The organism is Bacteroides sp. AM16-13 (genome assembly GCF_003602705.1).
Taxonomy (GTDB): Bacteria; Bacteroidota; Bacteroidia; order Bacteroidales; family Bacteroidaceae; genus Bacteroides; species Bacteroides xylanisolvens.
Map to the genome: position 1 here is coordinate 12595 of NZ_QTLK01000001.1, position 15117 is coordinate 27711.

Annotated in this window: 17 protein-coding genes; 5 read left to right on the plus strand and 12 right to left on the minus strand. The window is 40.0% G+C overall.

The annotated features are described in order from the left end of the window. Window positions 1-6: 6 nt before the first annotated feature. The 9 genes from DW173_RS00075 to DW173_RS00115 form a co-directional block, all read right to left on the minus strand. Entirely contained in the window at window positions 7-477 is a 471-nt protein-coding gene (locus tag DW173_RS00075) for a hypothetical protein (protein ID WP_225739724.1), read from the minus strand. Window positions 478-599: 122 nt separating this feature from the next. Beyond that, window positions 600-980 carry an acyltransferase family protein gene (locus tag DW173_RS00080; RefSeq protein ID WP_117515095.1) on the minus strand — a complete coding sequence of 127 codons (381 nt, stop codon included), beginning with the start codon at window positions 978-980 and terminating at the stop codon, window positions 600-602. Between the two features lie 14 nt (window positions 981-994). Continuing rightward, window positions 995-1804: a glycosyltransferase family 32 protein gene (locus DW173_RS00085; RefSeq protein WP_004313216.1), complete on the minus strand. Its 810-nt coding sequence runs from the start codon at window positions 1802-1804 to the stop codon at window positions 995-997. Window positions 1805-1866: 62 nt separating this feature from the next. Next, entirely contained in the window at window positions 1867-3402 is a 1536-nt protein-coding gene (locus DW173_RS00090) for an MATE family efflux transporter (RefSeq protein ID WP_004313215.1), read from the minus strand. Then, complete coding sequence (locus DW173_RS00095; RefSeq protein ID WP_229096971.1) at window positions 3402-4319, minus strand: polysaccharide pyruvyl transferase family protein; 918 nt, start codon at window positions 4317-4319, stop codon at window positions 3402-3404. Before DW173_RS00095 ends, DW173_RS00090 begins: the two co-directional genes overlap by 1 nt. Before the next feature lie 39 nt (window positions 4320-4358). Next, complete coding sequence (locus tag DW173_RS00100; RefSeq protein WP_004313213.1) at window positions 4359-6800, minus strand: GumC family protein; 2442 nt, start codon at window positions 6798-6800, stop codon at window positions 4359-4361. Window positions 6801-6806: 6 nt separating this feature from the next. Beyond that, window positions 6807-7622, minus strand: coding sequence for a polysaccharide biosynthesis/export family protein (locus tag DW173_RS00105; protein ID WP_004313212.1), 816 nt, complete (start codon window positions 7620-7622; stop codon window positions 6807-6809). Between the two features lie 58 nt (window positions 7623-7680). Next, window positions 7681-9087: an undecaprenyl-phosphate glucose phosphotransferase gene (locus DW173_RS00110; protein ID WP_120143314.1), complete on the minus strand. Its 1407-nt coding sequence runs from the start codon at window positions 9085-9087 to the stop codon at window positions 7681-7683. A 150-nt stretch (window positions 9088-9237) separates the two neighbouring features. Further along, a complete protein-coding gene (locus DW173_RS00115) occupies window positions 9238-9387 on the minus strand; it encodes a hypothetical protein (RefSeq protein WP_008021935.1) in 150 nt (49 codons plus the stop codon). A gap of 153 nt (window positions 9388-9540) precedes the next feature. Here DW173_RS00115 and DW173_RS00120 point away from each other — a divergent pair, with 153 nt between their 5' ends. Beyond that, complete coding sequence (locus tag DW173_RS00120) at window positions 9541-10173, plus strand: BT4734/BF3469 family protein (protein WP_120143316.1); 633 nt, start codon at window positions 9541-9543, stop codon at window positions 10171-10173. Window positions 10174-10216: 43 nt separating this feature from the next. Beyond that, complete coding sequence (locus DW173_RS00125; RefSeq protein WP_120143317.1) at window positions 10217-12049, plus strand: DUF3987 domain-containing protein; 1833 nt, start codon at window positions 10217-10219, stop codon at window positions 12047-12049. A gap of 181 nt (window positions 12050-12230) precedes the next feature. On the opposite strand, the gene DW173_RS00130 is transcribed toward DW173_RS00125, so the two are convergent. After that, window positions 12231-12449, minus strand: coding sequence for a DUF4248 domain-containing protein (locus DW173_RS00130; protein ID WP_004313208.1), 219 nt, complete (start codon window positions 12447-12449; stop codon window positions 12231-12233). Between the two features lie 220 nt (window positions 12450-12669). Between DW173_RS00130 and DW173_RS00135 the strand changes: the two genes are divergently transcribed. Genes DW173_RS00135 through DW173_RS00140 form a run of 3 tightly spaced genes read left to right on the plus strand, consistent with a single transcriptional unit; the run spans window position 12670 to window position 13718 of the window. Further along, the gene (locus tag DW173_RS00135; protein WP_008770913.1) at window positions 12670-13158 is read left to right on the plus strand and encodes a DNA-binding protein; all 489 of its coding nucleotides are present in this window, start codon (window positions 12670-12672) and stop codon (window positions 13156-13158) included. Window positions 13159-13193: 35 nt separating this feature from the next. Continuing rightward, window positions 13194-13301 (plus strand): smalltalk protein, encoded by a 108-nt coding sequence (locus DW173_RS23765; RefSeq protein WP_004297473.1) that lies wholly within the window; start codon window positions 13194-13196, stop codon window positions 13299-13301. 3 nt (window positions 13302-13304) lie between these two features. Continuing rightward, window positions 13305-13718: an N-acetylmuramoyl-L-alanine amidase gene (locus DW173_RS00140; protein ID WP_004313206.1), complete on the plus strand. Its 414-nt coding sequence runs from the start codon at window positions 13305-13307 to the stop codon at window positions 13716-13718. Window positions 13719-13721: 3 nt separating this feature from the next. Here the strand turns inward: DW173_RS00140 and DW173_RS00145 are convergent, their stop codons facing one another. Together DW173_RS00145 and DW173_RS00150 are read right to left on the minus strand one after the other, a co-directional pair. After that, a complete protein-coding gene (locus DW173_RS00145; RefSeq protein WP_015531610.1) occupies window positions 13722-14471 on the minus strand; it encodes a polysaccharide biosynthesis/export family protein in 750 nt (249 codons plus the stop codon). 28 nt (window positions 14472-14499) lie between these two features. Further along, on the minus strand, window positions 14500-15078 hold the full coding sequence (locus tag DW173_RS00150) for a UpxY family transcription antiterminator (protein ID WP_008018120.1): 579 nt from the start codon (window positions 15076-15078) through the stop codon (window positions 14500-14502). Between the last annotated feature and the right edge of the window lie 39 nt (window positions 15079-15117).

The window sequence follows — 15117 nt, forward strand, 5'->3', positions numbered from 1 at the left end:
ATTTAATTAAAGTGAACGATGTTTTATCCCTTTACCGGCTAGTACAGGAATGTATTTATTGATTAGTGGTATCATTATCAAACAGCAGGAAAATACAAAAATAAACTGAACTAACTTACCGATAGCAAACGACGGTATCAATGGACGCAAAAAATAATCAGCTAATGATATAAATATACCCTGAACAGACATAATTATCAATGTATTTCTACCTATATATATCAATACATTTCCTAATTTAGGCATTCTTTTGAGAGAAAAAACCGAGAATGAAGCTACACCGACAATAGCGCTGAAACAAGCAAGAACCATCCCTATCTCAAAATAGTTCAAAATTTCCTGACTATGTTTTAACGCATCAGTTCTCACATATACATAAGTCAAAACACACCCCAACAAACCCAACAAACAATATTTCCACAAAGACATCCAATTGCTATTCATCAAAAACCTTTCAACAATAGCATATTTTCTCAATGAATTTCCTATTAGATAGAACAAAAGACACATTGGAATTTGAATAAGCCTATATGTTAAAGGGAATTCCCAAAAACGAAAGCAAGCAGCTAAGACCACGCATAACAATATGACAAATATTTTTACCACCCCCCCTTAAAGCGAGCCACGTTATACCCTAGAACTTCTACTATAAATAATATTGGAAGAAACCAAAGTGCGCCGGGAAGCAATGTCTTCAGTTCATAATATCTCCCTTCACAAATATATTCCGGAGAAACTACAAGACTAACCACCGTATATAGAACACAAGGAACGAGAAGTGTCCAAACCCTACTTACAGCAAACGGTAACAATTGAGGATGCTTCGCTATATTGAAGCAGTATCCCGATAGCATGAAAAAAAGAGGCATGTGAAATGCATATATCCATGGACGGATATATAGTTGATTCCCAATCATGTGACCAACTACCACAAGGATAATACCTATTCCTTTTAAAATATCAAGTGAATCTATACGCATAATAAAAATACAAATTATTTCAAAGTTCCTCTAGTTTTGCCGCCTCTCAAATGTAATCTGAAAAGTATGTTTTTGATTATTTCTTTCATATACTGCACAGCATACGCCATTGATGAGGAAGGCATCCAACGCCAACTACCGGCACAGCAATGTATTGCAACGGCTTTCCCTGTTATAAGCTCCATATTACTTGCAAACAAACTTGACGAATAAATTTTTAATCCACTCTTCAAATCCTGTTCTTCATCCTTAAATTTGAAACCATAATCAATCGCAATATTTGCAAAAATAAAAGGAGAAATAATTTTATTATTCAATGAACCATCCGGCAATATAAAATGCTTATCATGATAATAGTTCATACAATCCCTCATAAAAGGATGTCCTTTTTCCGCACCAAGAATAGCCGCCTGAATCTGAATTCCGTCTATATATTGAATATCTTTTCTTTTGTTACCTTCCGCATCAACCGACCCTTCAGCATAAATTTTCTCCACTAAGTCCGGATAACACTCTACCGCACTAAATGCCCTGTTAGCAAGACAAAAGTCTAAACTATTCCTGACAAAAACATCTGAATCCATATATATTCCCCCTTCCGTATAAAGTACATATACACGAATATAATCACAAGCAAATGCCCATTTTCGCATCTTACATGCTTCTGCTACAAAAGGGATGGAATAAATATCAAAATTGTGTGTATCCCATTTCTTTATTTTATAATCAGGAAGCTTTCTCTTCCAACTTTTAATGCAACGTTTGAGCTCTGCAGGCATCGGGTCGTTACTCAACCAACAATAATGTATTATTTTAGGTATCATATTAGAATGTTAAAAAATGGCTAGTCCTCTCAAACAGTCAATGTGTTCAATTCTCGAGTTCATCATTTTCTTTTTAATAACTTTATCTTAATATTGTTTTGTATTCTCTTACGTATGCCATCATCCAAACCCAAAAACCAAACAGCCAAAGCTACGCAAACTACGCCGCTTATTGAGAGGATAAAAAAATCCAAATATGGCGTGTGAAACAATGTATTTCTAAATATATATAACAGTAATGGTATAGGCACAGAAACAACAGTTACTATGATACAAGATTTAAATAAAACAAAAATATCTGTCCACGTATATCCCATAATTTTCACCAGTAGGAAAGGCTTTATAAAAATAGCGAGTATCAGAGATGAAAATAACATGACCCAGGACAATGAAACTGGAGAATAACCTAACTTGAACAAAACATAGATGACAGGAAAGGATAAATAGCCGACACAAATGGAACATATAGTAGTTTCCTTTATCTGACCTTTTGCTGTAAACGCACTGTAAAACGATTGGTCAAACACTCCAAAAAGCGTAGTAACAATTGCGAATTGCAGAAATACAACAGAATAATCAGGTATTTGTCCCAGCCAAAGATATAATAATTGCTTTGCAACTAAAAAGACTGGAAATGCTAATATCAACATTAAAAAATATGAATATTTTGTTGATATTAGCAATAAATGCTTACTGCCATCAAAATCATTTGCCGAAAACCTCTTAACGATCTGCGGATTTGCTGCTGTTCGGAAATTGTTAACAAATGAATTAGCTGTCATAGAAACAATATTGGCCACTGAACGTCCTGTCACTATGCCCGAATTAAAAAACATATTAAGAAGAATAGTAGTACCTTGAGCATTTAATGAAATAGAAGTGTTTTCTACCAAATTCCACGATGAAAAGCCGAGTACTTTCTTTATAATAGACTTGTCAAAAGAGAAATGGTAATGAGATTCCTCATAATGACGAATACAGTAATAACGATAAAAAAAAGTAATACCACATTGAACCACAAAAAGCAATGAAGCGCAAAGCATTAATTTATCCCAATCGGAAACCATGAGTATATATACAAGCAGTAATTTCAATATAGCTTCAATAATGCTCGTATAAGCATATATATTCATTTTCTCATGTCCAATAATCACAGCGGTATATGGCACCTGCGTAATACCGACAATAGACATTAATATAGATAAATGATATGTAAATACAGCAGCGGAAAATCGTTCCGGGGGAATGACTAATTTATTATATAAAAACCATAATCCGATAGTTTCTGCCAATAAAGCAACGACCACGCCGAATAATAGATGTACAGTCAATAAAGAGGAAAAAGTATCACTTAGCTTTCCCTTATCTCTCCTCCCCATTTCAAATGTAATAAATCGCGATGAACCGGATGCCAATGAACCATTAATAATATAACTTAATAAACCTGCTACTCCACCCACAGTTTGATAAATACCATAATCATTGACACCCAATGTTTGGAGAATAATTCGTGATGTATATAATGATACGACTATTGTACACAACATTCTAAAATATAAGAATATTGTATTCTTTGCGATTCTATCGTTTCCTGACATTAAGGTAAAATTTTGTTTTTATCTATAAACGGACAGACAGACAACAATTTTTGAGCATCAAAAGTAATAGGAGAATAACTATCTTTATATTGAAGCAAATCCGATAAATCCAAACGTGATCGTATGATTAGTGGTCTATCGATCGGCCTTTTCACAGAAGCGAAATAATCCAAATATTTAAAACTTCCATCAAAGGTTTCATCAGAGAATTTAATCCAAATATTGGGAATATGATACGCATCAGACAGAATCAGACCATGCAATGAGCTAGATATAATCATTTCACATTCTACGATCTCTTTTATCACTTGCCTCCAATCCTTATAATGTTTAATATCAATCTGTCTCGCCTTGTTTCTTTCTCTTTCAATAAATTCCTTTATAATAGAATTACCTAGATCATTTTTATGTAAAATCACCCCTATTAGGTATTTTTTATTTACAAATGGAAGAGGGTAAATCTTAGGTAACAATAAAGCGGGATCTCCATATATCTCCGGGCACTCCACCCCTTGTGAGATCAAGTATTTGCGTGTAAGCGGCCCCCTAACAGCCAATACCTTACGAGGAATAGCTGGCAAAGGATTATCCGGTTCCCGCACTCCGCTCCCCCAAATGATACTATCTTTATTTGTCATCCAACCTATTATCGAACCTATAACCATAAAATTAGGCTGCTCCCGTAGATTGAAAAAATCCCAATAATTCAATATACGTTTATGACTCAATTCTTTTATAAGATAATAGTTTATGTCATCACCTATATTACTATGAAACACTTTATTACACAACAAATTCATAGACACATTAAGTACAATCTCATCTGCTCTTTTATGCAAAAGCATATAACCTGTATTTACAATAAGCCTAAATAATCTTATGATTCTACCTTTTATGCGTAATTGTTTAATTCTCATATTATATAATTCATTTGTCTTCTCCAAAATCACATTCGTCTATTCTTCTGTCCTTTCTCCCTTACCACCATGGTGTGTCTCCCCATAGCCATAACCATAGCCATAACGCTTACCATAGCCATAATATTTGCCATACTTACCGTAACCGTAATAATAGCCGTACTTTTTCTTCTGAAGATCCAAACCATTGATTACAGTACAAAGATTAGGCAACTTATTACTATCAGCCAATTCATTAATCAAGGTAAACTCTGCTTTCCGAGTATAGTCTGCCCGACATACGTAAACTGACAAATCAGCCACACGACCTACGAGCAAAGTATCAGTTACCATACCAACCGGGGCAGTATCCAAAATTATATAATCAAAGTTCTTTTTCAATACCTCAATCGCTTTATCCAAACTATCACGAGCTAATAACTCTGTTGGATTAGGTGGTACAGTTCCTCCTGGAAGAATAAACAAATTCTTACTAACATCCGAAGGCTGAACGAAATCCATCAGATTCTTGTCCGGATTCGACAGATATTGAGTAATTCCCTGCTCTTTCCTCGGAATATTAAAAATTTTATTCAAACCGGGCTTGCGAATGTCAAGCCCCACAATCACTACTTTCTTTCCTAATAAAGAAAGACTTATTGCTAGATTGGAAGAAATAAAAGATTTACCTTCACCACTAACTGTCGAAGTCACTAAAATCACTTTCTGATCATTCTCAAGCATAAACTGAAGATTAGTACGGAGATTACGGAAAGTTTCACTCATTAAAGTATTCTGATTCTCAAACACAGCAATAGAACCATTTGCTTCTTCTGTCAACGGTACATCACCTACAATAGGCAGACTTGTTAACTTCTCTACATCACCACGCCCTTCTATTTTAAATTTAGTCAAACCAATTAAAAAAATAATACTAACAGGCAATCCCACTCCTACCACTAAAGCAATTAAGTAGATTATCCTAGGCTTAGGAGAAACTGGAGCACCTTCAGCTGCTGGCTCATCAATAATCTTCGCATTATTCGCAGTAGCGGCTAAAGTAATAGCATTCTCTTCACGTTTCTGCAAAAGCATCAGATAAAGCCCAGCCTTGATTTCCTGCTGACGTGCAATACTTACATACTGGCGCTCCTGTCCCGGAGCATCACTGATACGACGGGAAAAACGACTGGACTCACGATCCAGATCAGCCTTCACGATAAGCAAGCCTTGTAAAGTCCCATCAATAGCAGCTTTTACATTTGCTTTCATGGCACGAATACTTGTATCCAGATTTACAATCATCGGGTTGCTTTCCGTAGAAGTACGAAGTAAACGCTTACGTTCAATAATCAATTCATTATAACGATCTATTTGAGTAGTTAAACCATTATCGGATAAACCAATATTACTAGGTAATACTTCATACTCATTCGACGGATTATTGATATATTTATTAAGATCACGAACTAAATTAATTTGAGTTCCATTTTCTACACGTTTTCTTTCATATTCAGCATTTCCCGATACTGCTAATTGGGCATCACTACTGATATCCGTCAATCCTGCATTTCTTTTAAAAGCTTCCAGCTTATCCTCTGTAGTGCCAAGTTCCTCATCAATAATCTTAATACGTTCATTGATAAACTCTCTCGTCTTTTCGGCAACCTCATTTTTATCATTATTCGTATTCCGATTATACATTTCCATTAACTTATTAATAAAGTCCTGTCCCCGCTGTATATTCGTATTCATCAATGAAACAACTGCTACAGAAGTCGTTTTTGAGGTAGGTGCTATTTCCAATGCCCACTGATATCCTTTTGCCACCCCAAAAGGCTGACTAACTACAGCGCTGATATTTCGTACTACACTTTGCCCTACTATCTTCCCATTTGATAAAGAATCTTTCAATGTAAACCCAAATGTACCTGCATCCGTAGGTAACACTGCTGGAAGTTTATCAAAATGCTTATTATATTCATTCAAGCCTATCTTTAGATTCACATCCAGACCACCCTCTGGAGATAACTTCATATCAACCAAAGCTACATTTGGCAATTTATCCGCCTCTTGTGCCGTCAAATTCACAATTACGGGAGAGGTTTTATACAGTTCCTTTTTAGGAAACTCATCCTCATCATAGTAAGTAATATAAAGTTCCAGATTATTAACGACCTCTTTCAGTATTGTTTTTGAGCGTAGCACTTCTATCTCATTATCAATACTCTGCGTAGAAGTAATCACTCCACCTAATCCCAAACTTTCCAAATCTGCAGTATTTCCACCACCATTCTTTTTATCATTCTTTATCATGATAGAAGCAGAAACCTGATACACGGGAGTTTGAAAATGCAAATACATCCAAGCACCAATAAAACAAGCTAAAACCGAAGCAACAAACCAAGGCCAATGAATTATATACTTAAAGAGAAGTTCCTGATAATTAACTTTCTCTTCGTCTAATTCACTCATATTATTGTCATACGAATTCTCTTTCATTACTAATTACTTATTTAATAAAATTACCAATATGTTTGCAAGTGAAACCAAGATAGAAGTGGCAGAGACCCACAATCCCGTATTAGTTCCTATATCCGAATTCTTAGCCTTAGTCTTATTAGGTGTCACGTAAATAATATCATTCTGCTGTAACTGATAATAAGGAGACAATACCGTTTCAGCCTTATTCAAGTCCATAGTAATAATTTCCTGCTTGTTATCTTGCCCTGTCCGGATTAATTTCACATTATCACGCATACCATAAATAGTCAAATCACCAGCCATAGCGAGCGCTTCCAGCAAATTAATCTTCTCGTTAGAGACTACAAAGCTTCCTGGCTTAGTAACCTCTCCCAATACCGAAATCCGGTAATTAACAATACGCACAGTTACAAGCGGTGCTTCTTTCAAATAAACCTTCAACTTATCTATAATCAGATTTTCTATCTCCAGTTTAGTCAATCCACCTACATGAATCTCGCCCAATACTGGAAAGTTGATATTCCCCTGATTATCTACTAAATATTGCTTTAGAGCAGATGACGCGTTTCTTTGTCCTACCGTCTTTCCCTCCGTTCCACTAGCAGTACCCGAATTTACCAGATTGAAAGGTGCAGCCAGTTCCGGAGTAGAACAAGATACGGCAATCGTCAACAAATCCTTGGGCATAACCTTCACACCTGTCTGACGAACACTCTGTTCTGTATCATTCACAAAAGCCGTATCCTGCAAATAAGGCACTTTCTTATATGATTGGCAGGATACCAGCAAAAAAGCAAGTAACGCACCCAAAGTCAATCGTTTCAATTTTCTCATAACCACCTACTCATGTAATTTTACAACTATTGATTTAATTTTTATTCAAATTCCAACTCTTCACCTAATAAGCCTCTTTATCCCCGCGGATTACGTTATACACAGTCTTATACATGATATATAAATCCAAAAGAAACGTCCAATGCTCAATATACCAGATGTCACGTTGCACACGTCCTTCCATCTGCCAAAGCTCCTTCGTTTCTCCACGGAAACCTGTCACTTGTGCCCAACCTGTAATACCAGGCTTTACAAAATGACGGACCATATATTTATTTATTAAATGGGAATATTCTTCTGTGTGCTTCAACATGTGCGGACGGGGACCCACTAAAGACATATCCCCTTTCAGGACATTAATAAATTGAGGAAGTTCATCCACATTCGTCTTACGAATCAGATCACCGATTCGGGTTTTACGAGGATCATGTTCTGTAGCCTGTAATGTATCACATTGAGCATTTACCCGCATTGAACGAAACTTATAACACCAGAATTCACGACCATCCTCCCCGCTTCGTTTCTGTTTGAAAAAGACAGGTCCAGGTGAACTTATCTTTATAGCCAGTCCCACAATGATGTATATAATCGGGAAAAGGGTACAAAGGAACAGTAGCGAGCAAATAATATCAAAGCCACGTTTCATAATACGGTTCTCCAATAACTCAAGTGGCTCACGACGGATAGAAAGTACCGGGACATTACCTAACATTTCAAAATACATTCTCCGTTTCAAATAGTTCCGGACATTGGGAACGCTAAAGAAACGAATCAGATGATTCTCACAATAGTTGATAATCGGCACAATTTCAGCACTACGGGCGGAAGGAAGGCTACAATAAAGCTGATCCACCTTTCCCGCATTACGAGTCAAATAATCAACAGCTTCACACGGCTGTCCCAAATAAGCTATATTCATAGGATAGCGGTCTGACGGAAAATCTTCAAAATATCCCAATACACGATACCCGGATGTCGGATCATCCGTCATGGAATGATAAAGTTCCTGCATATTTTCATGGCTACCCACCAGCACTACCTTTCGGACATTTTTCCCACTTTTGCGATAAAGCTCCAGAATAGATCGGAACGTCAGACGATAGGAAATGATAACGATAATGAGAACTATATAAAATACCCCTAACTGACGCAGATTGACACATTCAAAATGGAATATGTATGAAAGCCCAAAGACTATCAACACAAAAGGAATCATATTCCGGGCCACCCGAAGCATAATTTGTTCCGGGCGAACCACCGGACGATGAAGGATCACTCCTGAACGGATGTTGCAAACCAGATAACATAAAGTCATCAGAGCCATGTTCTGGAGAAGAGGCATTGAATACTCAAATGGAGACCGGTTTTCCCAGATCGAAGTAAACATCCATAACAGCAAGTTCAATAAGATGATGTCCCCTAGAAGGACAAAAGATTTTAGGACTTTATTGAAACGTTGGACTTCCTGCATTATTTTATTATCAACTGATTAAATTTCTTTCCCATCACCCGTGTTTCTCACGATAATCAATATAACGGTCGACCCATTCAATTGCTTTGGCTCGAAATTCCTCTTTGGTATGACAGTCATAGAAGTAAGCCAAAAGACGGGTGAAATGGCTTAAACGAACGTCTCCCCTTTTATAACCTTTGCATAGTAGACAGCTTTGCCCAAGCCTATTTCAGCGCACATGGGAGCTATCTTCACACCTGCTTTCTTAAACTGCTCGGCGATGAAAAGACCGAGTGCTACATGAGAGTACTTTTTCATTTTTGTAATTCTGTTAATTGTTAAAGTTATTAAATAATACATGATTCTACCTATAACTGTTCTGATATGTCAGAACAGTTGATTTAAAAGCTATTCCTACCTTCGCCCCGCGTTTTGAAAATTCAAGGCGATAATCAAATAATTAGATACGTTATGACAAACGATTTTAGAATGTCTTATTTCATGCCTCCCATTGCGCCCATTAAAGACGAACACGGACAATTAGTTACTCCTCCTACGCTTATTCCCTGCTGCGAAGTCTCCGTAGAGCAAGTCTTTCAAATGATTACCTGCAACGAGAATCTCAAAGTTCTGACCGAACAAGTACGCAACTCCGAAGATATACGGACGGCAAAAGCATCACTATTACCATACGTGACTCCCTGTGGTACATTCTCGCGTCGCAGCAGCAAATGCCTCATAGGTCCTTCCCTCCTAACAGTAGTAGATATAGACTACCTCACCTCCTATCAGGAAGCAGTGGAGATGCGTAAGACGTTGTTCAATGATCCTCTCCTCCACCCTGTGCTCACGTTTATCAGTCCTAGCGGACGAGGCGTAAAAGCCTTCATACCCTATAATCATTTACCCACGGTCGATGACGCAAACTGTATTACGGAAAAAATGAAGTTAGCAATGTTATACACTGTGATGATCTATGGTACAGAAACACCTCCTCCTTTCGGAGAAAAGAAAAAAGGCGTGGACTTTTCCGGTAAAGACATTGTGAGATCCTGCTTCCTTTGCCATGACCCGGGAGCATTATTTAGAGCCACCAACGAATAACCATAAATCATAAATTATAAATCATAAATCATAAATCAAAAAAATGACTGATATTGAATCTTTACGCCGCCTCACTGAAGCGGTTGAAACTGCAGGAGCGGATATTGCTCCTACCTATGCTGAATATGTACAACTGGCGTTTGCCATCGCAACGGATTGCGGAGAAGCGGGACGCGAGTTTTTCCACCGTTTGTGCCGGATGTCCGCCAAGTACCAACGTGAACATGCCGAACGGATATTCTCCAATGCTCTCACTACCCGACATGGGGAAGTGCACCTGGGTACAGCTTTCCATCTTGCCGAGACGGCAAATGTGAAACTCTGTAATACGGAAGTTATGAACAACCGTAGAAATACAGAAAATACGGAAAATACACCATCCAAAGTTCTCACACACGCACACGTATATAATAAGGTGGAGAATGACGAACCGGACGAATCCGAAGAGCTGCTGAACGGTAGTGACCCCAACCAGCCATTGCCTACTTTCCCCGAAGCGGACTGGCCGAAAATCCTCTTGCTCATCATGAGCTATGCCACCAGCCCTACCCAGCGTGACGTCATGCTGCTCGGAGCATTGACTGCCATAGGTGCCAGCATGGAACGATATGTGAGATGTCCATACGCTGGCAAACTCCAGTCTCCTTGCCTGCAAAGTTTCATCGTGGCTCCTTCTGCCTCGGGTAAGGGAATTCTTTCGCTTATCCGTCTGCTCGTCGAACCTATCCATGACGAGATCCGCCAGCAAGTAGCGGCAGAGGTCAAGGCTTACAAAAAAGAGAAAGCCGCCTACGACGTCATGGGAAAAGAGCGTAGCAAAGTGGAAGCTCCCCAAATGCCCAAAAACAGAATGTTTCTCATCTCGGGCAATAACACCGGAACAGGTATTCTGCAAAATATCATGGATGCCAACGGCACAGGACTTATCTGCGAAACGGAAGCAGATACTATTTCTGCTGCCATCGGCTCGGAATACGGACACTGGAGCGACACGCTCCGCAAAGCGTTCGACCATGACCGTTTGTCGTACAACCGGCGTACCGACCAGGAATACCGGGAAGTAAAGAAAAGCTATCTGTCCGTCCTGCTTTCCGGTACGCCCGCACAAGTGAAACCACTTATTCCCTCGACAGAGAACGGCTTGTTCTCGCGCCAACTGTTTTATTACATGCATGGTATATGGGCATGGATCAATCAGTTTGAAAGTGGCGAAGCCGATCTGGAAGCTATCTTCACAGACATAGGCCTGGAATGGAAAAAGCAACTCGACCTGATGAAAACACATGGAGTCCATACGCTCCGGCTCACCGACGAGCAAAAGCAAGAGTTCAACGCTCTCTTTTCCGATTTGTTCTTCCGTTCGGGACTTGCCAACGACAACGAAATGAGCAGTTCCATCGCCCGACTGGCTGTCAACACGTGCCGTATCATGGCAGAAGTAGCTATGATACGTGCATTGGAATGTGATCAACCTTACCAATTCAAGAATTCTTCTATCCATCTGCTTACTCCTGATAAGGAGATTGCCACTGATAATATCAAAGACGGCATTATCACCCGTTGGGATGTAACGATCACCGCCGAAGATTTTCATGCGGTTCTGGAACTTGTAACTCCGCTTTATCGTCATGCCACGCATATCTTGTCTTTTCTTCCTTCCACAGAAGTCAAACACAGAGCCAATGCCGACCGGGATGCACTTTTCGAAGCAATGGGCAACCAATTCACCCGTGCACAGCTGTCGGAACAGGCTACAACCATGAAAATCAAACCTAACACTGCTTTCGGCTGGTTGAACCGTCTGATTAAAAAAGGATTGTTTACCAACGCAGACGATAAAGGCATCTATACACGCACGCACGTGTGCGTGTGTTAGGGAGAGGGGGGTAAAAGTGTATTTCTTGTATTTTAATAAAGCATCGCTTTAGCGTTCGTAAAGCATAGGTTTAGCAACCATAAAGCACCGCTTTATCCCACACAAACCGCCTCTATTCCTCTCTCCATCTCCCACTTTCATTTTTCAACTCTCAACTCTCAATTCTCAACTCTCAACTTCTTCAAGGTTCTCCCAAAGCGTCCACAATCACTCTCACCTCCAACGGTGTGAATGAGCGACGCTTTGATTCGTACCCTAAGTCGTACAGACGTTGCAGAAGTCCGGGACATAAAGAGATCCATTTCTTCATTTTTCGATAAGCAGCAATGTCGGTAAGTGTCGGAGAATAAAGTTGCGCCAGTTCCATGCGCCCATAGGCACGTATTTTGAATTCGGTCATAATGGATAAAATTTTGATTTACAGTTACAAAAATAACAAAATAGTACCACATAACCAACGCTTTTCCATTGAATAAACGACCATTACGACATATAATTGACAACAATCGTGTGCAATCGCAAACAATTGATTTATCGATATTTCAGGGTAGTATCTTTGTATTGTCGGAAGGGGAAAAGAATCCCCGGACAATATGTTTAACCCTTTAATTTATTGTTTTATGATTCGTTACAAAATTTATCAAAACCAACAGCAGAAAGGCCTGAATGCAGGCAAGTGGTTCGCCCGTGCGGTAAGCGACGAGACGTTTGATTTGGCCAAGCTTGCCGAACACATGTCGAAACACAATTCACCGTATTCCGGTGGTGTCATCAAAGGTGTACTTTCTGACATGGTAGACTGCATCAAAGAATTGCTGCTCGACGGCAAATGCGTGAAAATCGACGACCTTGCCATCTTTGGGGTAGGCATCCGAAGTAAGGCGGCTGAAACACTGGAAGATTTTTCGTTAGAGAAAAACATCACTGGTATGCGCCTTAAAGCTCGTGCCACCGGTAATTTGTCGACTACCAACCTGAAACTCGACAGTCAACTGAAGCAGCAAGCGGAGTATCAGAAACCAACCACCCCTGGTGGAGATTCCGATTCAGGCAATACGCCGAATCCGAATCCGGGCGGAAGCGGTGAAGCACCTGACCCGGCTGCCTAAGGGAATATTATTAATTTATTTAAAACCTCTTATTTATGAGTAATTCATCTTCTCCCCGCTCCGTATGGAGCTTCATTATCAAAGTGATTATCACCGTTGCCACCGCTATCGGAGGCCTGATTGGAGTACAAAGTTGTATGTAGCTCATGCGCACCATTACGCTGATTATCATTCATTGCAGTGCCACGCCGGAAGGAAAATTCCTTTCGGCGGAGGCTTGCCGACAAGATCATATCCAACACCGTGGGTTCCGTGACATTGGTTACCATTTCTACATCACCCGCGATGGAGAAATTTGCCAGGGCCGTCCTCTGGAAAAGGTCGGGGCACACTGCCGTGACCATAACACCCATTCGATAGGTATTTGTTACGAAGGAGGGCTGGATATTGCCGGACGTCCCCAAGACACACGTACATTGGCGCAACGAGGTTCCTTGCTCGCTTTGCTCCGCGAATTGAGGAAAAGATTCCCCAAAGCATTGATTGTAGGCCATCATGATTTAAATCCGATGAAGGAATGTCCGTGTTTTAACTGTATCAAAGAATATGGAGAGTTGTAAGGATCATCTAAGTATATTGACCAGCAGACTGGCAATAGACACTAAGATAGAAAATCCCGAAATCCACATCGTGGTACTTGTTCCGATGTCCGCGCTCTGTGCTTTGGTTTTATTGGGAGTGACATACAGGATGTCATTCTGTTGCAACTGATAGTAAGGAGATAATAACAAATCCGCGTCGTTCAGATTGAGTGTAACAAACTGTTTATGCCCGTTCTTGTCTTCGCGGATTAGTTTCACATTATCACGAACACCATAAATGGTCAAATCTCCTGCCATGGCAAGGGCTTCGAGTACATTGATCTGCTCATTCACCACCGGATAAACACCCGGAGAGGCCACTTCTCCCAAAACCGAAACTTTAAAACCGGACATGCGGACTACTACCGTAGGTCTTTCTTTCACGTAAGATTTCAGTCGCTCCGTTATCAGGTTTTCAGCTTCGCGACTCGTTAATCCGTTTAAAGGGAGTTTACCTAAAACCGGATAATTGATATTTCCCTGGTCATCCAACAAAAAGGTACTGCCTTGTGCATTGAATGGCTGCGAAACAACCGGATCGGAAGTAGAAACAAGAATGGAAACCTCATCTCCCGGTATCAACCTGGCGTCCTGAACAGGGGAAACTTGCGTATTCACCTGTTTCAAAACCTCCGCATCCTGCAAATAAGGTACTTTCTTATAGGATTGACAAGCTGAAAAGAAGAAGAAAGAGAATATCAGTGCAAAAGCACAAGAAAACTTCATATTCATGTAATTTGTGGATAAATGATGACGAGTACTAGTTTTTCTCGCAGATAGCTTCGACATAACCAATAGGCATATTCACGCAAGCGCATCCCAGCATATTCAGCCGGACGGCAATCTTGCTTTTGCCATCTACATTAACCAGTTCACCAACCAGCCCGGTCAGAGGTCCTTTCACAACACGAACCTTCTCACCACGTGCCAAAGGAGAGCTGTTCATACAAATAGCTTCCTCTGAATAGTCGAGCATGAAACGAAAACGAGCCATCTGCTCATCTGGAATCACCGCTGGAGAGCTCTCACCACGCATCACCATATAACGGCTCACTGTAGAAAAACTTAAAACTTCTTTGCGTTCTTTCGGATTAACGTGTACAAACACCATCATTGGAAGAAGGACAGACTCAACCATCTTGCGCCGGTCACTCCACTGATGAATTTCCTGCTGAACAGGAACAAAATTCTCAATCCCTATTTTATCTAAACGTTCGGCTACTTTCTTCTCATGATGCATACGAACCAGAGCAACATACCAGCGTTTAGAGTGTGCTACGCCTTCCCCTGTCCCATCGCTAGGCCCAGCACTAATTGATTTCGGCTTTGTTAAAATCATGTTTTTTACCTCATGTTCTTCCGTTACTTCTTAGGTAAC

Bases quoted from the DNA above. Each gene is read 5' to 3' on its own strand.
- DW173_RS00080 (WP_117515095.1), bottom strand. From the start codon at position 980: ATGCGTATAGATTCACTTGATATTTTAAAAGGAATAGGTATTATCCTT.
- DW173_RS00085 (WP_004313216.1), bottom strand. From the start codon at position 1,804: ATGATACCTAAAATAATACATTATTGTTGGTTGAGTAACGACCCGATG.
- DW173_RS00090 (WP_004313215.1), bottom strand. From the start codon at position 3,402: ATGTCAGGAAACGATAGAATCGCAAAGAATACAATATTCTTATATTTT.
- DW173_RS00095 (WP_229096971.1), bottom strand. From the start codon at position 4,319: ATGAGAATTAAACAATTACGCATAAAAGGTAGAATCATAAGATTATTT.
- DW173_RS00100 (WP_004313213.1), bottom strand. From the start codon at position 6,800: ATGAAAGAGAATTCGTATGACAATAATATGAGTGAATTAGACGAAGAG.
- DW173_RS00110 (WP_120143314.1), bottom strand. From the start codon at position 9,087: ATGCAGGAAGTCCAACGTTTCAATAAAGTCCTAAAATCTTTTGTCCTT.
- DW173_RS00115 (WP_008021935.1), bottom strand. From the start codon at position 9,387: ATGAAAAAGTACTCTCATGTAGCACTCGGTCTTTTCATCGCCGAGCAG.
- DW173_RS00120 (WP_120143316.1), top strand. From the start codon at position 9,541: ATGACAAACGATTTTAGAATGTCTTATTTCATGCCTCCCATTGCGCCC.
- DW173_RS00125 (WP_120143317.1), top strand. From the start codon at position 10,217: ATGACTGATATTGAATCTTTACGCCGCCTCACTGAAGCGGTTGAAACT.
- DW173_RS00130 (WP_004313208.1), bottom strand. From the start codon at position 12,449: ATGACCGAATTCAAAATACGTGCCTATGGGCGCATGGAACTGGCGCAA.
- DW173_RS00135 (WP_008770913.1), top strand. From the start codon at position 12,670: ATGATTCGTTACAAAATTTATCAAAACCAACAGCAGAAAGGCCTGAAT.
- DW173_RS23765 (WP_004297473.1), top strand. From the start codon at position 13,194: ATGAGTAATTCATCTTCTCCCCGCTCCGTATGGAGCTTCATTATCAAA.
- DW173_RS00140 (WP_004313206.1), top strand. From the start codon at position 13,305: ATGCGCACCATTACGCTGATTATCATTCATTGCAGTGCCACGCCGGAA.
- DW173_RS00145 (WP_015531610.1), bottom strand. From the start codon at position 14,471: ATGAATATGAAGTTTTCTTGTGCTTTTGCACTGATATTCTCTTTCTTC.
- DW173_RS00150 (WP_008018120.1), bottom strand. From the start codon at position 15,078: ATGATTTTAACAAAGCCGAAATCAATTAGTGCTGGGCCTAGCGATGGG.